Source organism: Methanocella paludicola SANAE, assembly GCF_000011005.1.
Lineage (GTDB): Archaea > Halobacteriota > Methanocellia > Methanocellales > Methanocellaceae > Methanocella > Methanocella paludicola.
Map to the genome: position 1 here is coordinate 2,734,318 of NC_013665.1, position 26,662 is coordinate 2,760,979.

General features: G+C 55.9%; 22 protein-coding genes. 9 read left to right on the plus strand and 13 right to left on the minus strand.

What is annotated here, in order from left to right:
- Nucleotides 1–32 precede the first annotated feature (32 nt).
- Complete coding sequence (gene cgi121 / locus MCP_RS14145) at nucleotides 33–545, plus strand: KEOPS complex subunit Cgi121 (RefSeq protein WP_012901528.1); 513 nt, start codon at nucleotides 33–35, stop codon at nucleotides 543–545.
- Between the two features lies 1 nt (nucleotide 546).
- On the opposite strand, the gene fdhD is transcribed toward cgi121, so the two are convergent.
- Nucleotides 547–1,305: a formate dehydrogenase accessory sulfurtransferase FdhD gene (gene fdhD, locus MCP_RS14150; protein ID WP_012901529.1), complete on the minus strand. Its 759-nt coding sequence runs from the start codon at nucleotides 1,303–1,305 to the stop codon at nucleotides 547–549.
- A 51-nt stretch (nucleotides 1,306–1,356) separates the two neighbouring features.
- On the opposite strand from fdhD, the gene MCP_RS14155 reads away from it, so the two are divergent.
- From MCP_RS14155 to MCP_RS14165, 3 genes are all read left to right on the plus strand, one after another.
- A complete protein-coding gene (locus MCP_RS14155) occupies nucleotides 1,357–1,764 on the plus strand; it encodes a Tfx family DNA-binding protein (RefSeq protein ID WP_012901530.1) in 408 nt (135 codons plus the stop codon).
- Nucleotides 1,765–1,844: 80 nt separating this feature from the next.
- Nucleotides 1,845–2,774 (plus strand): DUF1786 domain-containing protein, encoded by a 930-nt coding sequence (locus MCP_RS14160; RefSeq protein ID WP_128567238.1) that lies wholly within the window; start codon nucleotides 1,845–1,847, stop codon nucleotides 2,772–2,774.
- A gap of 253 nt (nucleotides 2,775–3,027) precedes the next feature.
- Nucleotides 3,028–3,672, plus strand: coding sequence for a hypothetical protein (locus MCP_RS14165; RefSeq protein ID WP_128860086.1), 645 nt, complete (start codon nucleotides 3,028–3,030; stop codon nucleotides 3,670–3,672).
- Nucleotides 3,673–3,693: 21 nt separating this feature from the next.
- Here the strand turns inward: MCP_RS14165 and MCP_RS14170 are convergent, their stop codons facing one another.
- The 3 genes from MCP_RS14170 to MCP_RS14180 form a co-directional block, all read right to left on the minus strand.
- Nucleotides 3,694–4,893 carry an MFS transporter gene (locus MCP_RS14170; RefSeq protein WP_012901533.1) on the minus strand — a complete coding sequence of 400 codons (1,200 nt, stop codon included), beginning with the start codon at nucleotides 4,891–4,893 and terminating at the stop codon, nucleotides 3,694–3,696.
- A gap of 165 nt (nucleotides 4,894–5,058) precedes the next feature.
- Nucleotides 5,059–5,934, minus strand: a complete 876-nt coding sequence (locus MCP_RS14175; protein ID WP_012901534.1) for a carboxypeptidase regulatory-like domain-containing protein — start codon at nucleotides 5,932–5,934, stop codon at nucleotides 5,059–5,061.
- A 330-nt stretch (nucleotides 5,935–6,264) separates the two neighbouring features.
- Entirely contained in the window at nucleotides 6,265–6,585 is a 321-nt protein-coding gene (locus MCP_RS14180) for a YkgJ family cysteine cluster protein (protein WP_012901535.1), read from the minus strand.
- Between the two features lie 157 nt (nucleotides 6,586–6,742).
- Here MCP_RS14180 and MCP_RS14185 point away from each other — a divergent pair, with 157 nt between their 5' ends.
- The gene (locus tag MCP_RS14185; protein ID WP_012901536.1) at nucleotides 6,743–7,513 is read left to right on the plus strand and encodes a hypothetical protein; all 771 of its coding nucleotides are present in this window, start codon (nucleotides 6,743–6,745) and stop codon (nucleotides 7,511–7,513) included.
- Nucleotides 7,514–7,545: 32 nt separating this feature from the next.
- Here MCP_RS14185 and MCP_RS15770 read toward each other — a convergent pair whose 3' ends face one another.
- The 8 genes from MCP_RS15770 to MCP_RS14225 all read right to left on the minus strand — a co-directional run bounded on the left by MCP_RS15770 (nucleotide 7,546) and on the right by MCP_RS14225 (nucleotide 21,179).
- Entirely contained in the window at nucleotides 7,546–7,911 is a 366-nt protein-coding gene (locus MCP_RS15770; protein ID WP_158301499.1) for a hypothetical protein, read from the minus strand.
- Nucleotides 7,912–8,231: 320 nt separating this feature from the next.
- Entirely contained in the window at nucleotides 8,232–11,024 is a 2,793-nt protein-coding gene (locus tag MCP_RS14195) for a Calx-beta domain-containing protein (RefSeq protein WP_012901538.1), read from the minus strand.
- 418 nt (nucleotides 11,025–11,442) lie between these two features.
- A complete protein-coding gene (locus MCP_RS15775) occupies nucleotides 11,443–11,835 on the minus strand; it encodes a hypothetical protein (protein WP_158301500.1) in 393 nt (130 codons plus the stop codon).
- Nucleotides 11,836–12,127: 292 nt separating this feature from the next.
- On the minus strand, nucleotides 12,128–13,843 hold the full coding sequence (locus tag MCP_RS14205) for a Calx-beta domain-containing protein (RefSeq protein ID WP_158301501.1): 1,716 nt from the start codon (nucleotides 13,841–13,843) through the stop codon (nucleotides 12,128–12,130).
- Nucleotides 13,844–14,330: 487 nt separating this feature from the next.
- Entirely contained in the window at nucleotides 14,331–16,244 is a 1,914-nt protein-coding gene (locus MCP_RS14210; protein ID WP_012901541.1) for a molybdopterin biosynthesis protein, read from the minus strand.
- On the minus strand, nucleotides 16,237–17,445 hold the full coding sequence (gene glp, locus MCP_RS14215) for a molybdopterin molybdotransferase MoeA (RefSeq protein WP_012901542.1): 1,209 nt from the start codon (nucleotides 17,443–17,445) through the stop codon (nucleotides 16,237–16,239). Before glp ends, MCP_RS14210 begins: the two co-directional genes overlap by 8 nt.
- 105 nt (nucleotides 17,446–17,550) lie before the next feature.
- Nucleotides 17,551–18,387: a hypothetical protein gene (locus MCP_RS14220; protein ID WP_012901543.1), complete on the minus strand. Its 837-nt coding sequence runs from the start codon at nucleotides 18,385–18,387 to the stop codon at nucleotides 17,551–17,553.
- A gap of 14 nt (nucleotides 18,388–18,401) precedes the next feature.
- Nucleotides 18,402–21,179 (minus strand): S8 family serine peptidase, encoded by a 2,778-nt coding sequence (locus MCP_RS14225; RefSeq protein WP_012901544.1) that lies wholly within the window; start codon nucleotides 21,177–21,179, stop codon nucleotides 18,402–18,404.
- A 232-nt stretch (nucleotides 21,180–21,411) separates the two neighbouring features.
- Between MCP_RS14225 and MCP_RS15895 the strand changes: the two genes are divergently transcribed.
- The 3 genes from MCP_RS15895 (at nucleotide 21,412) to MCP_RS14235 (ending at nucleotide 23,271) form a co-directional block, all read left to right on the plus strand.
- The gene (locus MCP_RS15895; protein WP_012901545.1) at nucleotides 21,412–21,570 is read left to right on the plus strand and encodes a hypothetical protein; all 159 of its coding nucleotides are present in this window, start codon (nucleotides 21,412–21,414) and stop codon (nucleotides 21,568–21,570) included.
- A gap of 295 nt (nucleotides 21,571–21,865) precedes the next feature.
- On the plus strand, nucleotides 21,866–22,558 hold the full coding sequence (locus MCP_RS14230) for an ABC transporter permease (protein WP_012901546.1): 693 nt from the start codon (nucleotides 21,866–21,868) through the stop codon (nucleotides 22,556–22,558).
- The gene (locus tag MCP_RS14235; RefSeq protein ID WP_012901547.1) at nucleotides 22,555–23,271 is read left to right on the plus strand and encodes an ABC transporter ATP-binding protein; all 717 of its coding nucleotides are present in this window, start codon (nucleotides 22,555–22,557) and stop codon (nucleotides 23,269–23,271) included. The genes MCP_RS14230 and MCP_RS14235 overlap by 4 nt, the downstream gene beginning before the upstream one ends.
- Here MCP_RS14235 and MCP_RS14240 read toward each other — a convergent pair.
- Nucleotides 23,249–24,007, minus strand: coding sequence for a matrixin family metalloprotease (locus MCP_RS14240; RefSeq protein ID WP_012901548.1), 759 nt, complete (start codon nucleotides 24,005–24,007; stop codon nucleotides 23,249–23,251). The two genes, MCP_RS14235 and MCP_RS14240, sit on opposite strands and share 23 nt — an antisense overlap.
- A 95-nt stretch (nucleotides 24,008–24,102) precedes the next feature.
- Here MCP_RS14240 and MCP_RS14245 point away from each other — a divergent pair, with 95 nt between their 5' ends.
- Complete coding sequence (locus MCP_RS14245) at nucleotides 24,103–26,559, plus strand: cation-translocating P-type ATPase (protein ID WP_012901549.1); 2,457 nt, start codon at nucleotides 24,103–24,105, stop codon at nucleotides 26,557–26,559.
- Nucleotides 26,560–26,662: the final 103 nt, after the last annotated feature.

The following is a 26,662-nucleotide window of genomic DNA, read 5'->3' on the forward strand; positions in this document are numbered from 1 at the left end:
TTTTATCTGTTTTTAGCCTCAAGTAGGCAGTAATGACGGGTCTCATCATCGTCGGCGGCAAAGTGGAAATTAAAGACGTTAAGGCTTTTATTGGTAAGCTGACGGCCATCGGCAAAGAGTGCGGCGTCACGGTACAGGCGGTCAACGCGGACCTGGTGGCCGGCCGGGGCCACATCGAGTTCGCCTCGGACAAGGCCGTGGAGGCGTTCCGGGAGAAGAGGAACCTGGCCCGGGACCTGGGCATGGAGATCATGCTGTACCTCAGGGGCCGCCGCCAGATCGAGAAGGCTCTGGAGCTGGGCATCCGCGAGGGCACGAATAACGTAGCTATTATTATCGTGGGCGACGAGCCGGGATGCGCCGAGGATAAGGCACGGGCCGCGCTGGACAGGGTGGACGAAAAAGTCGTCGACTACGACCACCGGAAGGACGAGGCGCTCATGCGCCTGTACGACATCACGCCGGCCGAAGTCGACATCGTGGGAAAAGAGCGTATTCCGCTTTTGGTCAGAGAGCGGTCCGCATTACTGGAGTTTGAAAAATAGTTTAAACGATGATACGCTCCGGGCACGAGAACGCCTTTAGCTTATCCTTATCGGCGAAACAGCACAGCGTCAGGTTCGCCCTGCGGGCGCCGTCGATGCCCGAGCTAATGGGCGCAGCCTTCGATACGACGAGCGGTATTCTCGCCCGGGCGGCCTTCATGACCATCCCCGCGGGCTGCCGTCCCGAGGACAGCATGAACATCTTCGTTATGTCGTCCCCGGCGAGCGTCGCAGCCCCGACAACCTTATCGATGGCGTTGTGCCGGCCCACGTCCAGGGCGATGTGCCCTGCCCGGCCCGAAGCGTCCACCAGGCACGCCATGTGGGCGCCCCTGGTGCGGTCGTGAACCTCCGAGTAAAGGTACTTCAGGCTGTCCAGGATGACGTTGATATTAAATTTCTGCTCCACGGGCAGGAACAGGTCCTCGTCCCGGTGTTCCCAGTTGATGCCGATGCACCCGGAGGAGCGGAGCTCGTACCACAGGTCGAAGTGCTCGAAGTTCTTAATCTTCACGTCCACTTTGTTGCCCTTCTGCTCGATACCCTGGATATCGTCCCGGGAGCGCACAGCGCCCTCCGTGACGAGGTATCCCATGACGAGCTCCTTGTGCATCTCGGGCGTGGTGACGATGGAGGACAGCCGGGTCCCGTTCACTAAAAGGTCGATCGTCGTCTCCACGATAACGGGGTCCTTCGCGGGCTCCTTCCCCATCCTGGTCACTTTAACGGAGTCGTATTCTTTTACAAGAGGGCTGTCCATGTGATCCACAAACCCAAAATATATAGTGTAATTAGAACATAACAATGCGTGATGGGTAATAAATCATTCCTTACGAAGAGGCAGGTCATGGTGCTGAGGCTGAGGCAATCCGGCCTTACCCAGGACGAGATCGCCCGGCGTATCAAGACCACCAGGGCGAACGTCAGCCTCATCGAGAAGAGGGCCAGGGAGAACATCGATCGCTCCCGGGAGACCCTGAAGGAATGGGAAAGCATCGTCTCCCCCGTCCGGATCGCCATCAAGAAGGGGACCGACGTCATGAAGATACCCGAGATCGTGTTCTCCGAGGCGGACAAGTCGGGGATCCACGTGAAGTCGAATTCGCTCGACCTGATCACCCGCGTAAAAAAAGAGAAGGGCACCATTATCGGTAACAGGACGCTCGAGGACGACATGGAGATCGACATCACCGATACCGGCGAGGTGAGCATCCTCTGATCTTCGCCATCGACGTGGGCTCGGGGACTCAGGATGTACTTTTAACGGACGATGAACTGACTTTTCATGCTAAGATCGTTATGCCGGCGCCCACGCAGCTCTATGCTGCCGTCGTGCGCAGGGCCCGGAAGGATATCTTTTGCGATGGCTACACCATGGGAGGGGGAGCCTTAAGCGGCGCCCTCGTGAGGCATGCGCAAAAGCACCGTGTGGTCATGACCCCCGATGCTGCCCGAACCGTCCGCGACGACCTGGAGCAGGTCAAAGCCAGGGGCATCGAGGTCGGCACAGAAGAGGACATGAAGAAGCCGTACCTGAAGCTTACTTTACGGGACATCGATATGGCTTCTTTTAAGGACGCGTTCGCAAGGATGAGCTACCCGTTACCGGAGAGGCCCGTGGTTGCGGTGGCCGTGCAGGACCACGGCGTGGCCCCGAGGGGAGTAAGCGACAGGCAGTTCCGGTTCGAGCAGTTCGGTAAAAAGATAAAAAAGGGAGCCACTTTCAAGGATTTTATTTTTACGAAAAAGACGCCGAAATATTCCCGGGTGAGCGCCGTAATCCAGAGCCTGAAGGACGAGGGATACGAGGACGTCCTGGTGATGGACACGAAGATGGCGGGCATATTCGGGGGCCTCTACGCGGAGCCCCTGCCCGCGGTCGCCGTCGACGTAGGCAACGGCCACACCACGGCCGTCTCTGTTTCAGGGGATGGCACCATAGCGGGCATATTCGAGACCCACACGGCCGACCTGACCCATAAAAAGCTGGCGCTGTACATAAAAAAGCTGGCCGACGGTACCCTGACCAACGGGGAGATCTTCGACGAGGGCGGCCACGGGGCGTTCGTGAAGGAGACCGTCGAGCCGAAGGCCGTCATAGCGACCGGCCCCCGGAGGGACATGGCGATGAAAATGAAGATGGGAGCGAAGCCGGCCTCTCCTTTTGACGACGTTTACATGGCGGGGCCCGTCGGGATGGCCCGTGCTTATCTTGCTCTCCATGGATAAGCCCTAAAATAAATATACGCTAATACCCATATATTTGGCAGCCAAATATATGGCACGACATCCCTTAATTTATGACCGCCAGGAGAACAAATTTTATATAAGTACAGGTTTAACTTATCCCTATTAGGGGATGGTTGAGTTAAAAAAACTTGTTAAAATAGCCTTAGCCATAGCGGTCATTGCCGCTATATCGGCCGCAGCTATTATAAAAATGGGCGTATCTTCTACTGGCCCTGGTGATAATAACACGGCCATGTTATCGCTTTCATCGTCATCGGATTCGGGCATAGTGGCATATGCGGCAACGCCCGATCCGACCGTATCGCCTGCGAGGACTCCTCTGGCCGGCGACCGAAATTGGTACACGGTGGACGAGATACTCGGGGCGTTTGGCCCGGAACCTGCCTCATTAGCTCAGAACGCTACTGAGACTTTTCCGGTAAAATGCGGCGATAGGGCGTACCCGTACCCGAACGGCACCATGGCGTACTATACCGATCACATGGGCGCTGCCAGACCCACGACCGACCAGGTCATCGCGTTCCTGGCCACCGACGACACGTACAGGCAGCACACACTGACGGAAGGCAAATTCGTCTGCGTGAACTTCGCCGTGATGCTTCATGACAGCGCCGAGGCCAGGGGCATCGAGGCCCACATGGCATCCGTGTTCTTCTCGAGCGGCCCATCTTCGGGCAGCGGCCACATGGTCAACGCGTTCAACACCACGGACGCCGGATGGGTCTACGTCGACGCTACTGAGAACGGGTGGATACTGATAGGCCCCCTCCGGGAGGGAGACAAGTACCGGGGCACACTCATGGAATGCCGGGACGGCAAGTGGGGCTTCTTCCGGACCGAGACGGGGAATATCGTCAGCACCGTGGAAATAATATAATAGGGGCCAATGGGCCCCATTTTATTTTGCCTTGATGGGCTCGACTTCCTTCTTCTGCTGTCCCACCATGTTGTCCAGCGTGAGGGCCATGAGGAAGGATATGGCCAGGAATACGAGGATGCACAAAAAGGCGCCCTTCAGGCCGATCCAGTCGCCCAGGAGGCCTATTAGTATAGGGCCTCCGCCGTCGCCCACCTCCTTAAAGGTGCCCGACAGGCCCATGACCGTGCCCATAATGGCCGATGGGGCGGCGTAGGCCAGGTATGAGTTCGATACCACCCACAGGGCCGATATGCCGAGACCTGACAGGATCACGGCCGCTCCCCAGACTAGGGGATCCGGCACCAGCGCGATCATCAGCACGCCCGCCGCCAGCAATATCGAGCCGGTCATGATGGGCACCCGTGAGCCGTACTTATCGGCGAGCTTCCCGGAGTAATACTGGGCCAGCACGTATACGACTGCCTGCACGCCCAGTATGGCGCCCGTCACACCGGCGCCGATGCCGTTCTGCGTGCCATACACGGGAAGGAAGGATATGATCGAGTAGAAGGCCAGCATGCCACTCATGCCGATGAAATAACAACTGAAGAAGTCGAGCTTGTTGCTCTCCTTGAGCATGAGGCCGACTGACTGCTTCTTTTTCGGGGGCGTGAAGCTCTCCCGGACAGAGACAAAGCAGAGCACGAGCACTACGGCGCCCGCTATGGCGCAGAGGAGGAACGTGTCGAAGAAGTCGAAGTACTGGGTGACCAGGCCGCCAAGGATCGGGCCGAGGGCGTAGCCTGCGCCCTTGAACGAGTTGTACGTGCCCATGGCCTCGCCCTTGCGGTCCGTGAAAAGGTCGGCCACCAGGGCCGTCGAGGTGGTGGAGAACGCGGCGATGGCGATGCCCTGCATGAACCGGATGACGAATAATAAGAGAGGGGTCTGGAACATGGGGAACATGAGGGAGACGATAACGAGGAGCGCCAGGCCTCCGAGCATGAGCTTTAGCTTGCCTACGCGGTCCGAGAGGATGCCGAACGGGGTCTTCAGGAGGACTTCGGCGATGGCCAGGGACCCGATGACCAGCCCGATGACGGTCATGCTCGAGCCGTATGAGCCCATGTAGTTGCCCAGGTTGGATGATATGAGGTGTCCGGTAAATGAAGCCGTGAACCCTACGAGTGATAGGGCCATTAATGCGATAGTGTCCTTTTTTAACCAGTTTATCGCCATATTTCCATCTCTATGCCTGGCAAAGATTGTATTACTAACCTAAATATTTTTTCTATGGCGTATGCTTGGTAGTTATTTTACCCATCATCGCCAGTGGCGGTAGCCATGTTAATGTTCGTAAAAAGGATAAAATGCCGGCCTGAAGCCGGCATCAACTCATTTTTTCTATGAGAATATCCCGGCGCCCCAGACGAATAGGTTGTAGGCCGTTATCGTCGGGTTGCTGATCGGCCCGGTGACGATCCAGCTGAGTATATTATTTTCGTAGATATAGCTCATATCGCTTTGCGGCGGGAGAGCTATCGTTACTGACGAAGGTCCGGCCTGTTCAACAGGGCTAGGAGTCGGGGTCGGGTTCCATGTCGGTTCGGGCGTGACCGTGGGTGTTGGAGTAGCCGTAGGCGTGGCTGTTGGGGTTGCCGTAGGTGTAGCCGTCGGAGTGGCAGTTGGCGTTGCTGTGGGCGTCGCAGTAGGTGTAGCCGTCGGAGTGGCAGTTGGCGTTGCTGTGGGCGTCGCAGTAGGTGTAGCCGTCGGAGTTGCCGTAGGTGTAGCCGTCGGAGTTGCCGTAGGTGTAGCCGTCGGAGTTGCCGTAGGTGTAGCCGTCGGAGTTGCCGTAGGTGTAGCCGTCGGAGTTGCCGTAGGCGTCGCAGTAGGCGTCGCAGTAGGCGTTACAGACGGATTCACGGGCAATGTCAGATCCAGGTAATTGTTACCGGTCGTCAGCGTGATCGACGCGCTGGCCGTCGCCCCGTTCAGGCTCGCCGTTACAGTGCACGGCCCCGCCGGGACGTTGGAGAAGTGACACTCTCCGCCGTTGTTAGTCGTTCCGGTAAAGGTCGTGCCGTCCGGGTATACCAGCGTCACGGTGGCGCCTGGCGCCCACCCGCCGCTGGAGAGACCGACCTTTACGTTCAGGTTAATATCGGTTTGAGTCGCGATGTCGATATCCGCTACGGGTCTGGCGTAGGAGATAAGCGCCATGCTGATCATTACAGTAATTAGTACAACTATGAAGATGGTGGCTAGCTTTTTATTTGCCATATATTATAATGCCCCCTTATTGTTATTAGACATGCTATGTATGGGATTACACGGCAATGTCTACAATACCAAGTTAGAAGATATATTTTTAAATAGTTATCGCTTATTGTAAAAGGGTTTGTCAAAACTGTTATAAATTATATAATGTTTATTAAAAAAATATTTTACACTCAAAGATATCTCTAAAAATAGTCAAAAATATTCGCTTTAGCTCACTATATTTGTTTATTGTTCATAAATTATAATTTATGATTTACTGTGATATGGCTATTGTTGGTATGCCGAGCATAAATCAAAATAACGTTAGTTAGGAAATTATGGTAAATATCCCTACCAGTTATTTATCGCTTTCAGCTCGAGCGCTTTAAGGCATAAAAAATTACGGCATACGATGGGCTTGGTCTCGTGTATGGAGCACCAGCCGTCCTTTAAAAAGTAACAGGACCTGCCTGGCGATGTGACCTCGTGTACCTGCCTGCCTTCCACGACCCTGGCCTTGATGTGCGCCAGGATATCCTGCCGCCCCTCTGCCTTCCATCGTTCGACGTCCTCCGTTGAGACCCAGAGGAAGCGCGTACAGCACCGGTCCGGGTGGCAGCTCGTGCAGAGGTCCTCGATGGATACGTGTTTTTGTTGTGGCTCCCCTACCATGGTATTTTCCCTAAATTGGAGGCTCAGAGGGCATTTTTGATATATAGCCCTTATGGTGATGCCTATAAAATGTTGTAGATTATAGGACCATAAGCTATTATTAACCAGGCATTATTATGGCAACTATTATATACAAATATCATTTATAAAAAATTAAATGGACAATAATTATAGAAATAAGCTTATCAGCCCTATGGTCATCATATTTCTGGTCGTAATCTTATTAGCCGCATTTTTAGTCATATTGCAGCTCAGCGTTTCCATCGCTGCTAATAATTCGAGCGACAAACCGGCCTCAATATCCTTTAGCCCATCCACGGCCTCGACACTCTTTTCCATGCCAGTACTCACGACGTCGACTGAAAGGATACCCCTCGATAATAATAAAATATGGTATACGGAGGATGAGATCCTCAACGCGTTCGGGCCGGCGCCGTCGGCAATATCAGGTGCGACCACCCAGGTACTACTGGCGAAGAACGGCATCGTCTTCCCGTACCCGAACGGCACTCAGGCGTACTGTACGGAATTTGCAGGCGCACAAGACCCGACGACTGAAGAGCTTATAGCTTTCCTGGCCACGGACGACACGTACAGGCAGCATGATCTTGTCCCCGGAAAGTTCGTTTGCGTGAACTTTGCGGTCCTGCTGAACGACCGCGCGGAATCCCGGGGCATTAAGGCATATATGGCATCGATAATGTTCACGAGCGGCCCTGAATCAGGCACAAATCACATGATCAACGCGTTCAACACGACCGATGCAGGGTGGGTGTACGTTGACGCCATGGATACCGGTTGGATACTGATCGGCCGGCTGGTCCCGGGAGAAAAATACATGGGCACGCTGATGAAAAACCAGGACGGGAAATGGGGCTTCTTCCTGGCGGAAACTGGTAACGTCATAGGCGATGTCGAAATTATTTAAAGAAGAGGCCGAGGGCGGGTGCCCCCGGGGAGTTATTTTTGTTTCGTGAAGTACCAGTATCCCGCCACTAACGCCACGGTGATGAGCAACAGGATGAGCCACCACCAGGACGACAGGTCCGTGGTCTGGGCGGCCGCCGTCGGCTCGGGGGTCGGCGTAGGTGTAGGCAATACCGTTGGTGTCGCCGTGATGATGGATGTCGGCGTGGCTGTCGGTACGGGCGTTGGCGTGGGAGTTGACCACAGGCCGGGGCCTAATATCCAGTCGTCGACATCGCTGGGCGCACGTGCCGTGGGATGTGCAGTCGGCTGAGGTGATGTAGATGGTTCGTTTGAAGGGGTAGGAGTCGTCGTCGGCGTTTCGATGGTGATTATAATGTTTCTTTGAAACTTATCCATATTGGGAACCGTGAACGTGTCCCTGACCTCGTGTCCATTGTATTGGGCAACAATTGTTACCTGTTTTCCTACCTGTATGGTATATTTAAACTGATAAAACCCTGACCCAGCACTCGTAGCCTGTTGGCCATCACAATTTAACGTAGCGCTACCGACAGGGTTGCTATTATCGTTAATATATACATACCCGTAAATGGTACAGCCCGGGTTAGTGCCTTCAGATAAAGCGTAAAGGGGTATTTGGCTGAATGTAATTAACCCGATGGCTACTATTATTATTAGACTCTTCAACTGCCCGAATCCCATATTCTCCCGCAACCTTAGAATGTATATTTTACTATGTTTTCAGATTCCGAATAAATGAAGTACCCCTCTCCGGGTATCATATCGAAACTATATTCATCTGGACTTATTCCTTCTATATAGCTTTCGTAGTTATCGACTGGGTTTATATAATGATCAATAGTCTGACTGCCATCCATCTTACCACATACGGTTTTCGCATTAGACGTACTTAAACTACTCCAGCCGATCAGATTCCAGCCTGGAAATATATCAATGGACCGATGGTCCGGTAAGGAACCATAGATTACAATAAAAGTGTCCTCTTCACAGTATAGGAAATATCCGCTATCTGTCCTCAGATTTATATCGTACGACGGGGGACTAATCCCAACGAGATATGAGGTAAAATTGCCGCTGACACGATCATATGATAATACTGTTGATATTGCAGTACCAGTAAACTGGCTCGCCCAAACAGAATCATTTACGAGCGGGAATGATATGAGGTTCCATCCCTTCTTTAATTGGATAGTAAATGATTGTTGGTCATTCTGGTCATTATCTAATATATTCAACACGGCGGTCTTTTGCTCTCCGAGCACTGCCCCGCCCGTCGGAGCGCTCAACTCAAGGTCGACGGACTCGGTCGGCTCGGCATCGGCATCGTTGAGGATAGTCACATCGAAGGTTTTACTCATCTCGCCCTGGCTAAATGTCAAGGTGCCGCTCGTCTCGAAGTAGTCCTCATCGGGGATGGCGGTGCCCGGCTTTGTCGTATAGCTTACGGTAATGGGGTTCTGGGCATCGTTGACCCTGGTCGCCGTGATTGTCGCGATATGGCCATCCTCGCTCACGAAATACTCGCTCATGCTGAACTGGATAACGGGCGCTAGGTCGTTGCCGCGGTCATCGCGGATCGTCAGCACTGCGCTGCCCGGGGTGCCGATGCCCGCGCCGCCGGCCGCATTACTCAAGGCCAGGTTGACCGTCTCGTCGGGCTCATAGAGGCCGTCGTCGAGGATACGCACTTCAAAGCTCTTACTGAACTCGCCTTTGCTGAAGGTCAGCGTGCCGCTGGCGGCCGTGTAATCTTTCCCCTGCGTGGCAGTACCATCGCTCGTGGCATAATCGACCGATACCTGGCCTTCCGCATCGTTTGCCCTGGACACGGTGATGGCCACAACGCCGCCGTCCTCGTCCACGCCATACGTGGAGGAGCTGAAGTAGACGACAGGTGCGGGATCGTTATCGTTTATCGTGAGCACGGCGCTACCCGGTGTGCCAATAATTGCGCCGCCAGTGGGGGCGCTCAATGTGAGGTTCACCGTCTCGTCGGGCTCATACAGGCTATCTTCAAGGATTGGCACCTTAAAGCTCTTAGTGAACTCGCCGGGGCTGAAGGTGAGGGCGCCAATGGCCGCAATATAATCGCTGCCGGCACTGGCCGTGCCGTCGCGGGTCGCATAATTTACACTGACGGGGCTCGCTGCGTCGTTGGTCCGGGTGACCGTGATCGTGGCATTGCCGCCGTCCTCATCGACTGAGTACGCTGAGGAGCTGAACTGAATTGCTGTCGCGGGGTCATCGTCCTTGATTGTCAGCACCGAGGTGCCCCGGGCGCCGATGCTCGCGCCGCCCTTCGGGTCGCTCAAGGCCAGGCTGACCGTCTCGTCAGGTTCATAGAGGCCGTTATCGACGAGGGGCACCTTGAATGTCTTGCTGAACTCACCCTGACCGAATACCAATGTACCGCTCGCAGGAAGATAGTCCAGCCCCTGCACAGCGGTACCATCGCTTGTGGTATAGAATACCGAAATGGGCCCGTCCGCATCGTTTACCTTGGACACGGTGATAGTCGCATTACCATCGCTCTCGCCGGCCGTGTAAGAGGCCGCGCTGAACTGGACGACGGGCACGGGGTCCGTGTTGATGACCGTGACTGTGGCGGTGCTCGGGCTGCCGAGGGAGCCACATACGGAGGGGTTGGTAAGAGAGATCGTAAAGTCCTTATGGATGGAGTTGAGGCCGTCATCCAAGATCCCGATGGTGATCGTTTTACTCGTTTCACCGTCGCCGAAAGTGAGGGTGCCGCTTGTACGCTCATAGTTCCGGCCGGCGACCGCTGTTCCATCTTTCGTGCCATAGGAAACGCTCAATGTACCGTAGCTCCCATCGCCGCGCTCCACCGTGACAATAGCAGGGCCTTTATCCTCGTCGACCGAGTAGGTCGCGGACGTGAACCGAAGCTTACCCACGTCCTTCGTCCGGATGGTCACGTCGTCCAGCTGCCACCAGGATTCGTACGGGGACGACTTGACTGGCGGTGCGCGGAACATGAAGGTCAGCCTGACGTCATCCCTGCCCGCCACGATGTCCGAGATGTCGATCGAGACCTTCCCGTTATAACTTTCTTTGTTATAGCACCAGACGACGTGTTTTCCGCAGCCGGTCTCGACGATGACCTTGGCCATCAGGTCGCCGACCTTCACGTCATACTTAAGATCGGTGTTGAACTCGAGCACCGCCGTCTTCACGCCCGACAGGTCGATCGTGGGGGACTCGAGCGGGGCATTGAACGGCTGGGGAGGGGCCGTGTTAATGGTGTGCGTACTCACGAACGCATAGCTGCCCGAGCCACACTGGTTGCCGGAGCCATTCACTATCCAGGACCCGTCGCCGCTCGACCATCCTGAGGGTAGTGTATCGCTATTGAAGGGCTCGTAAAAAATGACTCCAGGCCCGGCCTGCGGGGACATGGCTTCGGCCTGGCCTGACCGCTGTACGATCGTGGAAATGGAGGGGGCTGTCGCTATGACGAGAATGAGCATGATGAAAAGGGTTAATGGTACCTTGAATATGTTACTCTGCAGGCGATCCCATGGACGTCGCGGCTTTTCGCTGCCCGTCCCACTATCTTTTATATTAGATTTATTTCCCGTCGTATTTCTGCCCCCTCATTTGTATACGCGAGATTACGTATAGACCCTAAATAATAGGAAAATTACAGTTTGTCTATATAAAGATATCTTAAAAAAGAAAAATTTATTCCTGAAAACTGGAAAATACGAAATTTATTACATTTATTATGAATGGCATACGTTCTAATCCTATGATATTGATTCTGATACCAATCTAAATGGCTTGATTAAAATAGCTATATTATCGGATTTTAAAAATCAGTTTCTAAAAAAATCTGCCCGTTGCTGGTTGTAAATAATAAAAAGTAGGGGGTAATTACCCCCAGTTTTATTGCTGCCTGGTGAAGTACCAGTATCCCGCCACGATCGCCACGATGATGAGCAATAGTATGAGCCACCACCAGGACGATATGTCCGAGGACGGAGCGGCCGTGGGCTCAGGAGTCGGCGTGGGCGTGGGCTCTACCGTAGGCGTCGGGGTGATCGAGGCCGTTACCGATGCTGCCGCTGTAGCGCTGGGCGAGGGAACGGGCGTAGGCGTCGGTGTCCCCGGATAAGTCCAGCTGCCGCCGCTACCGCCGGATCCGCCGTTGTTGGGGTTGGCGGTCGGTGTTGCCGTTGGCGTTGCCGTAGCCGTGGCAGTAGCCGTGGCAGTAGCACTTGGAGTCGGCGTAGAAGTCGAGTACGTTATCTCCAGATCAACTGTTTCAGCACCCTGCATATTTTGTGTAACTGTATGCGATGCAGAATGGCCGTCGTAAGTTGCTGTTACAGTAACGCTTGAACCATTTGCGACAGATGGAGCGATCTGATAGTAGCCGTTACTATCGGTAGTCTTCGTCGAACCGCCGGCTGTTACAGTAACGCCTTGCGTCAGGACTCCGTTCACCTTAACATGCCCCGAAATGAACAGGGGCACTCCCTGGGCTGAAACCGCCGGCGTTAACAAGCATATACACATGATTAACGTCGACAACACCGTTGCTAGAGTTAATAACAATCCTTTTTTCATTTTAAATCACCTCATAGTATAACATCTGCGGTGCAGCGGATGTCGTGTATAGGAAGTATCCTGCTCCGTCGTGCACTGTAAAGTCGTACTCGTCCGGGCTTGAGCCTTCGGCGAAAGCATCATAATCGCCCGTTGTCAAGTTATATTTTGCGATTATTTGCACTCCCGTGAGCGATGGCTGGGCGCATACGGCCTTGGCGGTCGAGCTCGTGAAAGAGCTCCAGCCTATCAGATTCCAGCCCGGATTGATCGAAATGCTCCTGTCCGATGGGCTTGGGCCGTAGACGGATATCGAAGTTTCAGCCGTACAATATACGAAGTAGCCGATGTCGGTGCTCATCGTTATGTCGTACTCCGACGGACTGCTTACGGTATTATAGGCATCGTAATCCCCGGTGTCCTTATTATAAGAGGCTACGATGTATACTCCAGTCCCTGCTAGATCGCTCGCCTTGAGAGTCGTGTTCACGACCGGGAACGATATCAGGTTCCAGCCCTGCTCCAAATTGATCACGTATGGATCTACGTTGGTTATTGTAACCGTGGCAGTGCTCGGAGCCTCCAGATTCGAGTTACTTGAATTACCGCTTAACTCGACCGTGAACGATAGGTCCGGCGTATATACCCCGTCCGGTAGTATGGGAATCGTGATCTGCTTTGTCGTATCGCCGCTGTTAAAGGTCAGCGTATCGGTCACATCGCTTCCATCGCCCGCGGTGCCGAAGTTCACGCCAGCTAGGGCCGTCCCATTAGCTGTCGAATAAGATACCGTCACCGTACCATTTATATTCACGGTACGGGTCACGTTCAGCGTCACGTGGCCTCCATCCTCGGCTACCGAATAGGTGGCAGAGTCGAATTGCAGGACCGCGAGCGTGGTATAGGTGTCCATATCCTGGATTGTGACCTTGGCGATGTTGGGGTCCGCCAGGGCCGCGTTACCCGTGGGAGTGTCAAGCGAGACGTTGAACGTCAGGTCCGGCGTGACCACGCCATCGGCCAGGATCGGTATGGTGACCGGCTGGGACGTGACGCCCGGCGCGAAGCTGACCGTGCGAGTGTACTCGTCAGGGTCTCCGAGAATACCATAGTTCACTCCGGGCTGGGCGGTGCTGTTATCTGTCGTATAGTTCACGCCGACGGTGCCGGTAGTATCCCCGCCGCGGAGTATGTTAAAGGTTAACGTGCCGGCGTTTTCGTCAACGGTATACGAGCTCGCGTCTAAATATAAAGTGCTCCATGGTGCAACGTCTGACTTATTACCGAAGACCATGACGTCGTCGACTTCCCACCAGCAGTTACTGTTCTTCTTGTTGCTCTGGTACTGGAAGGTCAGGCTGATGCTCTTATTTCCGGCGACCAGCTTTGAAATATCGATTTGGACGATACCGTCATAGCTCGATTTGCATTTAGACCAGACGTAGTACGAGTAGCCCGTCTCGTTAGTGACAATGACATACGACCTCTGGTTAACGCGCTTGACGCATGAGACGTCAGTATTGAATTGGAGAAGAACCGTTTTGTACTCCGATAGATCAATATTGCTGACCGTCTTCAACGTCTGAGGCTTATTATATTTCCCATCACCGGCATTAATATATGCGATATTCCCGGTGCCCCAGAGATTAGGCGTGGACCCGTTGGTTATAAATTGCCATCCGCCACCTTTATTCCAGTTGGCCTCGTTATCGAATGAGTCTGAATAAACGACATCCATTCCCGAGGTATCAACCAAAGCGCTCGCAGGTACAACCGCTATCAAGAATAATGCCATAATAGGGATTATTCCTGACATGAGTAGTACCGCTACTATTGCTGGAAACTTTGCAGCAAAATTTACAGATTGTTTACTATTAGAATCGATTTTATTTATTGAACTTGTTTTATTTATCGGTATCTTTATATCTACCATTAATCGAGCCCCCTGTGATAGCCATTCAATAGGTAGCTTTGCTAATTAACTGTACTATAGAAATTTGGGGTTATAAACTCTTCGCATAAGGAGAGAAAATATATTGTATAATCGCTTGTTTTTCGAAAAATACTACTCGGATAGGCCTGAAAATGCAGAAATATTCCACCTTTTGTCGAAGATTTATTTTTATTTTCGAGGAAATTTTTAATTGTGCGCACACAAAATATCAAAAAATTTTTCACAGGTGTTTATTGTAATTATAAATGTATTAGAAAATGGAGGCTACATCTCACGGCCGCGGCCGGTAGCCAAGCCCCTCGATATCCTTTTTAAATTCTCTGGAGCCCAGCACGTCCAGGAAAGCCTTGATTGCGGGCTTGTCCATTCGGGCCTTCTGTACTGCGAAGTCGTACTCCTCGTCCCGGAGCGGTATGAACCCTAAGCCGTTCTGGTCCGCCACGGTCTTTATGCCCAGGCCCACGTCGGCCTTTCCGGTGAGGATGGCCGAGGCCACGGCGCTGTGCGTCTTCGCCTCTATATCGTAGCCAGGTATCGTGCCGGCCAGCGCCTTGAGCGTGGTATGCCTTTCCGCGGCCAGCTTTTTCAGCTCCAGGTCGAGCAGCGTCCTGGTGCCCGAGCCTTTCGTGCGGTTGATGAACCGCTTTCCGGGCAGGTCGGCGATGCCTTTTATGCTCATGGGGTTGCCCTTCGCCACGATGAGGCCCTGCTCCCGGATGTAGCCTTTTACGAGGACAGCGTCCGGAAGGTCACGGACGAAGGACTCGTTGTACGTGCCCGACTCGTCCAGGAGGTGAATGCCGGCGACGTCGGCGATGCCCTTGCGGATGGCCCTGAGCCCGCCGGCGGAGCCCGTGTTGATGGAGCGGATGGTAAAGCCCCGGGCGGCCATCATGCGGGCGATGACGTCGATGCCCAGGCAGTGGCTGCCGATAATTAACAGGTCCGGGAAGGCGATCTCGTCGGAGAGCAGGCGCACTTTGACCGGCTCGCCCTCCTCGAGGACGTGCACGTCCTCGCCGATTTCCACGTATCCGTCCGCGTCCAGGAGCGCCGACACGGCGCCCGAGCCCTTCTCTACGGGGTAGGCGGACATGCCTTCGGGCGCTTTAAGGAGGCCAACGGGCAGGAGCACTTCCCTCCCGCCTTCGGCGGAGACCCGCAGCGCCATCCGGGCGGGCACTTCCTTAATGGCCCGGCCCCTGCGCCCGCTGATATGGCGGATCATGGGCGCCACGACCTCGTTGAAGATGGTGAGCGCGGACGACGGGTAGCCCGGAAGGCCTATGAATGGCTTGCCTTCGGCTTCCCCGATGATGGTGGGCTTGCCCGGCTTTATCTTTATGCCGTGCACCAGGACCCTCCCGACCGAGCCCACGGTGGAGAACATCATGTCGGAGGCGCCGGCCGACGTGCTGCCGGACGTGATGACCACGTCCGCCTTCTTTATGGCCGCGAGCACGGAGTCCCGGAACGCTTCGGGAGTATCACGCACGATCCCCAAGTACAGGGGCACGCCGCCGTTCTCGCTTACCCCGGCGCCCACGGCGTAGGCGTTGACGTCGTATATCTGCCCCGGCTCGAGCCTCGTGCCCGGAGGGGCCAGCTCGTTGCCCGTGGACATGATGGCGACGACTGGCTTTTTGTAGACCCTGACACGGTCCAGGCCCACGGCGGCCAGGACGCTGACCTCACGGGACGTCAGGGTCGTCCCCTCCCGGAGCACCAGCTCGCCCATCATGACGTCGGCCCCGGTGTGCATGACGTTCTCCCCGGGCGTGACGGGCTTCCGCACGTTGACCATGTCGTCGTGCAGGTCGGTGTTCTCGACCATCACGACGGCGTTCGCCCCGGCGGGCATGACCGCCCCGGTGGCGACCTCGACGGCCGTGCCCTCTTTCACGGCAATTGCCGGCTTATCCCCGGCATGAATCATCCCGGCGAGCCTGAGCGCCTTCGGGGCTTCCTCGTCCGCCCCCCAGGTATCGGCGGCCTTGACGGCGTAGCCGTCCATCGAGGCCCGGTCGAACCCGGGCACGTCCACCTTCGAGTACACGTCCTCCGCCAGCGTGCGGTCGTAGCATTCGCCCAGCGGCACGCTCTCTACGGAACGCCGGTAGAAAGGCTCCAGCGCCTTCCTGGCGTCCTCTAACGAGACTAAAGTCCTGAACTCCTTCCTACTCAAGGAACGTCACCTCCACTTCCTCTCCGGCCTCGTGGCCCTCGGTGTCCTCGGGCGTGATCACGTAGCCGTCGGCGTGGGATATTGAGCTTAATATGCCTGAGCCCTTCGTGCGCATGGGCGTTGCTTTATCGCCCTCGATGGATACCCTCGTGTATGAGCGGTACCCTGGCTCCGAGAAGATCTTTCTTGTGAGCGTGGCTCTCTGCGTCCGGTATGCCGCCAGGGGCATGTGGCCAAGCCTTTTAACCGTCGGGTCCACGAAGACCATGGAGTCCACGGCGCATGCCGCCGGATAGCCCGGAAGACATACGATGGGCGTCTTTTTACCATCGTGCTGCACCAGGCCCAGCGCTACCGGCTTTCCCGGCTTGATGGCGACGCCGTGTATAAGCACTTCCCCCGCTTTCTCGAGGACTTCGGCGATGAGGTCCCTCTTTCCCACGGAGCTTCCGCCCGTGGTCACGATGAGGTCGTAGCCGGCGCCCTCCCGCAAGGCGGCGGCGAGCAGGTCTTTTTTATCGGACACGATCCCATGCACCGCGGGGATGCCGCCGAATCGCTTTACGTAAAGGTAATTCATCACGCCGTTGCTCTCGTTCATCTGCCCCGGGCCAGGCTCCTCGCCCCTGGGTACGATCTCCTCGCCCGTGGGTATGATGAGCACCCGGGGCCTCGCGTAGACCGATACTTCGGTAAAGCCCATGGAGGCCAGCAGGCCAACGTCAGACGGCTTGAGCTGCCTGCCCTCGTGGAATACGACGTCGCCCTTCCTGACGTCCTCGCCCCTGCGCCCTATGTTCTGGCCGGGGGATACCTGGGCCAGCGCCTCGATGCTGTCGCCCATCGTTTCCACGTACTCGAGCATGAGCACGGCGTCCGCCCCGTCCGGTATGGGGCTGCCCGTGTGCACCTGCTTACATTCGCCGCTCTCGATGGCATCCTTCGTCGTGAGCTTCAGGATGGCCCCGGCGTCCTTGCTGCTCCCGAACGTGTCCGAGGCCGCAACGGCATACCCGTCCATGGCGCTCCTGTCGTAGTGCGGGACGTCCCTCGGCGCCCGGATGTCGGATGCGAGCACCCGCTCGCCCGAGGCCTCCAGGGGCACGGTCTCTACTCTCGCGAGGGGCTGAAATGAGCTTAAGAAAGTGCTGAGCGCGCCGTCGATGCTCGTTAAGGCGCGAAAGCCGGACTTGAGTGGCATAACAGGATTAAATGGATTCGATAAAAATAAACCTTCTGTTTACTGTTTTTGATTGACGCCTATCGTGTGGAAATTAAAGCGATGGAGGGGCGTAGGCCCATTCCATTACCGGCGTATGTTGAATATGTACAGCACCGCTGCGCCGGCGATAGCCCCGACCGCGAACATGGCGATGAATATGGGGAAGCTCCACATGTTGTTCTCCGGGATGGGTGTCGGCGTTGCCGTGGGCTCAGGGGTCGGCGTGGGGGTGGGCGTGGGCGTGGCCATCGGGGCCCTGATCACCGTGAAGGTGCCCGCATCGCCCGGAGGGATGAACTTGACGGTCGTCTCGTTGCCCGATACGCTCATGCTGAGCTTCAGGAGCTGGTAATCGGGGCCGGAGCTCCTGACCAAATAATACGTGTGGTCCGGGTTGACGCTCGTGTCGGACGAGGTAATTTTAAGAGTGTACGTCGGGTTGCTTTTGTATCCCCAGTCGCTCGGGCTCTTCGTGATGTTCATCACCCCGAGCGCCAGGCCGCTCTCCATTCCTGGAGGCACGGCGGCCGAATCGGCGCTTAAGAAGTTGATGTCCAGCCAGCAATTATCGGGAGGCATCGAGCCCAGCTCGCCCTCGACCGTCAGGACGCAGGTCGAGTTGCCCACAGTGTCGTTCTTTTCGGCCCATACGAGCACGCTGTTGAAATTTTTGGCATCAAGGTGGCCGATGATGGTGCCGTCGCTGGATTTTAATGGGTCGGTGTAAGATGCGAACACGGGGGGGTTGTAGCTGCCGCCGCTGCTGCCGCTACTACCACTACTACCGCTATTGCCACCACTGTGGGCATCACTCGGAGGTGTCGGTGGAAGTTCCTGTGCTACCACTATTGTTACCGTCATCCCTAAAAATAGTGCCAGAGTGATCAAGACTATAGCATATTTCCAATTCTTATTTTTCATATCAGCCCTCCCCTTTAATAGTGTACCCAGTAACCTTTTCCAGGGTCAAGACTATCCAGATGGAGATACTTCGGACTATATCCCAAAGTATCGCTGTAATAATACCACTGCCCATTATTGTAGTACCACATATCCTTATTACCTGAATAGACCTTGATTGCATTCAGCGACCCGAGGCCTTCGATGCCGATCATGCTCCATCCGCTACTCACCGAGGAAACGCCTTTGACCTTGTTTAAGCCGTTTATAGTGAATGTCGAGTTATTCGATAGCTTTACCCAATAGCCCTGGCCGGGCGTCACATTGGTAAGGTGAGCGTATTTTTGGCTATATCCCTGTGTGCCCGAGTAATAGACCCAGGTACGGTTATTGTAATACCACATATCGGTCAGGTTAGCCCTTACGGCAGCAGGGAAGAACGCTTCCACGCTATCGTTTTCTAAATATAGGGGCACGGATATCAAATTCCAGCCTTTCGTCAGGTTATATGTAAAGGTCGATGCCTGTTCATCCTCTAGTATTGTGAGCGTGGCCGTCTTATTTGTGCCTAGCATGGAGCCGTTCGTCGTGCTATTCAATTTCAGGTTAATGGTCTTATTTGCGCTTTTAATATCATTATCGATGACCATGACATCGAATGTTTTCAACGTCTGGCCGTCACCGAAGTCGAGCGTTCCATTGGTTGCGGTATAGTTCAGTCCGGAATACGCCGTTCCGTCCGTAATGTTATAGGTCACGGACACGGCGCCCGTCGTTACGACCGACCTGATGACAGTAATGGTCGCACGGCTCTCATTCTCCCATACGGTGTATGAGGTTACGTTAAACTGGATGACAGGCACCGGGTCGTCATCATTTATCGTGATAACAGCATTACGATTGGCGCCAAGCACGGAATAGTTCGTCGGCAAGCTCAGCGCCAGGTTGACCGTCTTAGCGGTGCCGTTGTAGCTATTATTGATGATGGGGACCCGGAAATTCTTCATGGACTCGCCGTCGCCGAAATCGAGAGTGCCACTGGAGGCAGTATAATTGACCCCGGCCTTAGCCGTGCCATCCGAGGTGGTATAAGCCACCGATACCGGGCCATGCAGGTTAGCGCTTCTTGCTACAGTAACGGTAACGCAGCCGACGTTCTCGGATACTACGTAAGAGGCGTCGCTAAACTGGAGCACAGGCTGCGGATCATCTTCAAGGATAGTAATAGCCGCCGTAGCGTTAGCGCCTATAGACGAGTTCCCTCCAGGATTGGACAGCGTCAAATTAATTACTTTATTGCCATCATAAACCTGGTCGTCAATGAGCGTGACGTTGAACGTTTTGAAAAGCTCGCCGGGGCTAAACGCGAGCGTACCGTTATTCGCAAGGAAGTCCCTACCGGCCAGGGCAGTGCTCTCGCTCAGATTGTAATCGATTGTCGCAGCGCCCTCGCCATCGTCCAGGCGGGACACGCCGATGGTCACATTTCCAGCGCCCTCGGGAAAGCCATACGACGTCCGGTTCAGGTTGAAAGTGCCGTTATACGTGATATTAAAGACAGCGTACATGGCCTGCACGCGGCCATACCCATAAACGTTGTTGGGGACTGCGCTGCCCATGTGCTTCGCCGACCGCTCGAGAATGGACTTGACCTGCGCCGGCGTCAGCGAGGGGTCCTTATCGAGCATAAGAGCGACGACGCCCGAGGTCATCGGCGTGGCCATCGACGTTCCGCTCATCGACATATAGTAGTTATTATCCTGTAGAGGCGAGCCTATGCTCGCATCCTTCGAGCGTGCGGATATGACACCTACGCCAACGTTAGATATTTCGGGCTTCACGTTACCGAAGGATGGGCCTCTGGAACTGAACGAGGCGATAATGTCATCATTGTCCACTGCGCCCACGGTGATCGCGTTCGGATCGTCGCCCGGGCACGAGATGGAACCGCTCGACGGGCCGGAGTTTCCTGCGGCGACGACGACGACAACTCCTGCGGATATTGCGTTATCCACCGCTTCATCCAGAGATGAAGAATGAGACGAGCTTCCCAGCGACATGGATATGATGTCCGCGTCACTGGATACGGCCCAATTGATCCCATCTATGATATCCGATATGTAGCCGCTGCCCCCGTTATCGAGCACCTTGCCCTCGATAAGGCTGGCATTCGGCGCCACGCCCTTATATTTTCCGCCCGAGGCATTGCCCGTGCCCGCGATGATGCCCGATACATGCGTGCCGTGTCCGTGGAAATCGCAAGGCGTCGAATAATTATAAAAGGTGAAATCTTTCCAGGCGATGACCTTGGTGCCGTTCAGGTCAGGATGGGTGACATCTATGCCCGTATCGAGCACTGCGACCTTGATGCCCGTGCCATTGTACCCCTCAGCCCAGACCCTATCCGCGCCGATCTGCGGCACCGCCTCGTCGAGCAAGACATGTACTATCTGGTCTTTTTCAACGTATTTTACGCCAGGGATGGTTTTTAACTGCCCTGCCATTGAGTCTGGCAGGGTGACGGCCATGCCATTGATTACATTATAGCGGTATTTGACGTGTCCTCCATACGATTCAACAAGACTTGAGGCACTCTGCACTGCCATTGTTTTGGATTGTAGCGTATCGTTAAAGACGACGATATAGGTAGAAATGCTTGAATTGGAGATGCCATTATTAGGCGCATTTGGCGCATATCCTGCCTGTACCGGCACTATCGATATCAATAGTATGATGATAATGAAAGCCGATAATGCCGACCGCTGTATCACAGCACGCCTATCGGTACCAGTCTCCCTTGATCCGCCCCTCATACTTCCACCGTTTTTAGCCTCTCCATCCGGCAAACCTAGACCGTTCCGCCAAAACAACGCGATCAAACCCGGACGAAGGTTAACCAAGCAAGTATCTAACGGCAAGCATATAACCTTTTCTTAGGCAAGCGCCGGCTTGAAATTATATTGCCTGGTGACCGATGTTCGGGAAAAATATGTGCAAATAGTGATGTTTATATTCCGGGCGCCCAATATGCAATAAGGTGAAATAATGAAAGTAGAGCTAGTCGTAGACGGGAAAAAGATCCCCCTCAACAAGTTCGTACAGGAGTTCCTTGCAGGCGCAGTCGTCGGAATGGTCGAGACGCTGGACAGCGTCGAGACGCCCTCGAAGCACATCGAGCTCAAGATCGAGCAGGGCAAGGAGTAGTCTTCTTTTTTCTTTTCTCTTTTTTCATATACCCTTTTATTGTTACGTAATCTATTTTGATTACGAAAAGTATATTAATTAAGCATTGTTATTTGCATATCGAGGGGCGTTATACAATAATTGGGTCTCCTATCCGCTAACCCGCCTGCAGCCGGCACGGCCGCCACAGCCGAAAACCCCCTCAGGGCCGGCGCAGGCGAATGGGTAAAAACGCACTAAAGTCCATAGACCGCAACCTCGCCCGCTATATATTTAGCGGCGGGCGAACATTTATTTTGCAGGTGGAGTGTCAGAGTTGGGATATATCATCGACGGCATCGTCCAGGCTTTACTTCTTATCATCAGCCTCAACCCGGAGATCGTGGAAATCGCTTCCCTTTCGCTGAAGGTATCGGGCGTGGCCACGCTGATCGCGGCCGCCATCGGGATACCGCTGGGCGCCTTCATCACGCTCACCGAGTTCCCTTTTAAGGGCCTGGTAAAGAACGTCATCTTCACCTTAATGGGACTCCCGCCCGTCGTGGCCGGGCTGCTCGTTTTCCTGGTGCTGTCCAGGGCAGGGCCCCTTGGGCAGTTCGGCGTGCTTTTTACGCCCACCGCCATGGTCATCGCCCAGGTCCTGCTGATATTGCCCATCGTCACCGGCCTGACGATCACGGCCACAAAGGCCGTGGACAGGTCGGTCGTCGACACGGCCATGTCCCTTGGTGCCGACCGGCTTCATACAGCCGTCATCGTGCTCAACGAGGCCAGCCAGGCCATAGTCGTCGCGGTACTGTCGGGGTTCGGGAGGGCCATCGCCGAGGTGGGCGCCGTCATGATCGTGGGGGGCGACATCCAGTGGAGCACCAGGGTGCTCACCACTTCCATCGTACTGGAGACGAGGAAGGCAAACTTCAGCCAGGCAATAGCGCTTGGCATCATACTGCTGCTTTTATCGTTCACCGTCAACATGGTGCTGAACATCATCCAGGGTGAGAAAAAATGATCACTGCCAGGGGCATCTCGAGGAGCGTGAACGGGCGGTATATATTAAAGAGCATCGACCTTGAGGTGAAGGACGGGGAGGTGCTGGCGGTCGTCGGCCCCAGCGGCTCCGGCAAGACCTCCCTGCTCCGCATCCTGAACATGCTCGAAAGGGACTACCAGGGCAGCGTCCTCATCGGCGGCCGTGATATCCGGGACAGCGGCATGGCCGTCAGGCGGTCCATGGCCATGGTGTTCCAGAAGCCCGTCGTGTTCTCCATGAGCGTCTACGAGAACGTCGCCTACGGCCTGAAACTACGGAAGGTCCCGAAGGCGGAGATCGACGCCCGCGTAAAAGAGGTCCTGGCCCTGCTGGACATGTCCGGCAAGGAAAGTGAATACGCCCGTCACCTCTCAGGCGGAGAGTCCCAGAGGATCGCGTTCGCCCGGGCCTATGTAGTCAAGCCAAAGCTGCTCTTTTTAGACGAGCCCACGGCGAACCTGGACCGGCAGAACGTGGCCATCATCGAGAAGGCGGTACGGGACATCAATAAGCGCTATGGTACCACGGTGGTCATCGTCACGCATAACATGGCCCAGGCGAAGCGCCTGGCGGACCGCATCGCCGTCGTCATCGACGGCGAGCTCGTAGAGACCGGCACCGTGAAGGACATCCTGGAGAAGCCCGCCGACCCGCGGACGAAGGCGTTCGTCAGTGGAGATATGGTATTTTAGATAAAAACGGTAATTGGCCGGCATTATAGAACAGGTCGTATCTCCGGTCGCTCAGCTCATTTTGGTGGTCTGCACAGAACTCCGTGGGCGGGCCGCCCTTGCCAAAGAGCCATGAGCGCTTCTCCATCACCACGGAGGTCATGACGCAGGTCCGGTCGTCGTCGTGCTCCAGCCCCAGGAGGTGGCCCGTCTCGTGTATTAGCACGGACTCCTCGAGCTCGTCGTTGTCGATGTGGGGGGTGAGGATGATGAACGAGTCGGCCCGGTAGGAGATGCCAACGACCGTGTCGTTACCGTTATTCGTGGCGGGGCCGTCGGCGTCGACGTACAGGATATAGATCGGTATGGTCCCGCCCAGCCATCCCATGTGAGCCCTGCCATACTTGCTTATGATGCCTTCGCCGATGGAGTATATGTTGCTGTCGTCGATGCGCTCCGTGACGACGTCGTCGGGCAGGTCCTCGTATGCCTTAACTTCGACTTGCTTGCCCGTGTACTTCTCCAGCATCCCCTGCAGCCCCGCGAGGGCCTCGTCCGAGGGCGCGGCGCCGGGCTCGTAGTGCACCTCCACGGCGATGGTGGAGTACGGCGAATACTCGTATAAGTATAAGGGCGCGTACGTTCCCACGACCTCCCCCACTGTCGTATGGACATACAGGGGAAACCCAACGAAAGCCGCTGCAAGAAGTATGAGCAGCGCGGCCGGGATGAACCAGAGGTCTTTCAGGGACGGCATTGACAGGGGATTAATCGGCGCCTATATAAAATGTTTGGCGCCGTGACATACATCGGATAACGTTTTTGCCTAGCGTTTTAATTGTAATATGGTGGATGGGCGTGGAGAAGGAGATTACTGGCCTGACGGAGGCCGAGGCGCGGGAGCGCCTGGCGAGGTACGGCCCGAACCGTATCGCGAGGCCGCGGGAGGTGAGCTTCCTGGGCATCGCCGCCGAGGAAATAAGGGAGCCCATGATCCTGCTCCTGTTGTTCGTGGGCGTCGTCTACTCGTTCTGGGGCAATCTAACGGACGCGCTCACCATATTCGTCGTCATCGTTTTGCTGGTGCTCGCTGAGGTGTGGAACGAGTACCGGGCCAAGAAGGCCATTGCTTCGCTATCGAAGATCGCGGCGCCCCGGGCGAGGGTGATACGCGGCGGGCAGGTCGAGGAAATAAAGACCGATGACGTGGTGCCTGGGGACGTGCTCGTGCTCGGCCAGGGCACGAGGGTGGCTGCGGATGCCAGGCTCCTGGTCTCGTATAGCGTGCAGGCGGATGAGTCGGCGCTCACCGGCGAGTCCTTCCCCGAATACAAGAAGGCGGGGGACGAGGTGTTCGCGGGGACCGTCGTTGTGTCGGGAGAGGGCAAGGCGGAGGCGCTGGCCACGGGGAAGGACACTCGCCTGGGCAGGCTCTCGGCCACGGCCCGGGAGATAAAGCAGCCGAAGACCCCGCTCCAGAACGCCATGAAATCCCTGGCGAAAAGCCTGGTGGTCGTGGCGCTGTTCTTCAGCATCACCATACCATTATTAGGCTACCTGAGAGGCCAGCCCCTGAGGGAGATGGTGCTGACCGGCCTGGCGCTGGCCTTTGCGGTCATACCCGAGGAGCTCCCGATCATCATTACCATGGTGCTGGGGCTGGGCGCGTACCAGCTCTCGAAGGAGAACTTTCTGGTCAAGAAGCTGAAGGCGGCCGAGGTGCTGGGCGACGCCACCGTGATCCTCACGGACAAGACGGGCACGATAACCGAGAATAAGATGAGCGTCGTGGAGGTGTTCCCTCCCGGGGGCAAAGTGCTGGATGCTGCCCTGGAGTCGATGACGGACGTCTCTCTGTCGCCCACGGACCGGGCCATCGCGGACAGTGCCCGGGAGGCGGGGTCCGTGGCAAAAGGCGAAGTCGTGAGGGAGCGGAGCTTCGACCCCGAGCGGAAGACGCGGTCGCTGCTGAGGCGCATGCCCGGCGGGCTATGCCTGATCCTCACGGGGGCGCCCGAGCAGGTCTTGAAAAGCTCATCGGCCCCAAGGCCCGACATCGAGCAGGCCGTCGCCGCCGAGACGTCGAAAGGGCGCCGGGTGGTGGCCGTGGCGACGAAGCAGGTCCCGGAGAGCGAGCAGGGCCTGCCGTTCGAAGAGCTGGAAAATGGCATGGACGTCGCGGGCATCGTGGGCATCGAGGACCCGCCCCGGCCGGGCGTCAGGCAGACGGTCGAGAAGGCCAGGGAGGCCGGGATACGCACCATCATGGTCACGGGGGACCACCCGAAGACCGCCGCCTACGTCGCGGGCGAGGTGAGCATACCGAACGAGCGCGTCGTGACCGGCGCAGAGCTGAGCAGGATGCCTGATGGCGAGCTGCGGAAGACAGTCGAGGACGTTTCGGTGTTCGCCAGGGCGACGCCCGAGGACAAGTACCGGCTGGTAAAGGCATTAAGGGAGAATGGAGATGTCGTCGCCGTCACGGGGGACGGCATCAACGATACGCTGGCCCTCAAGGGCGCCGACATCGGCATCTCCATGGGGATCAAGGGCACGGACGTGGCCCGGGAGGCGGCGGACGTGGTGCTCGCCGACGATAATTATGTCACGATAAGCCACGGCATATTCCAGGGGCGGAAGTTCTTCGATAACCTGAAGAAGGGGCTGAAGTACTATTTATCGGTCAAGACGGCCCTGGTGCTGGTATTCCTGGTGCCGGTGCTGCTGAGCATGCCACTGCCGCTGGCGCCCATCCAGATCATACTCCTGGAGCTGTTCATGGACCTGGCGGCGTCCGCCGGGTTCGTGGCCGAGCCGGCGGAGCGCTCCATATTCGAGCCGGGGCAGAAGAGAAAGCTTTTCGACCGGAGCATGATAGCGGGCATCGCCCTGTCCGGGCTGAGCCTGTTCGCCGCGGTCTTCGGCTCCTACTATTACGCGCTGTACCGGGGATACCCTCTGGCCGAGGCCCAGACCTTCGCCTTCGCGGCCTGGCTCATCGGGCACGTCTTCCTGGCGTTCGTGTCCCGCTCGGAGCGCGAGCCGCTCATATCGCTGGGCCCGCTCACGAACCGCGTGATGGACGTCTGGGCAGTAGTGGCATTTTTATTTTTACTTGCCATCGTCTTCACGCCCGCCGGGGCACTGATCAAGGCCGTGAGCCTCGCGCCGTCGCAGGTCCTGCTGGTCGCCGTGTTCGCCTTCGTCGCCATCTTCTGGCAGGAGGGCGTCAAGATGCTCAGGTACGGCCCGGCCGGAACGCCAGCGATAAAAAGGTCTAAGCCAGCGGCTTCCCACGATAAGCGATAGAATAAAGTGTAGGAGCCCGGATGATTTTAATTTTAGTAGCAACAGTTTGGGGGGTATATAGCTTGCGACTTCAACACCAGGTTCCTACGGGTAATTGGTTTGC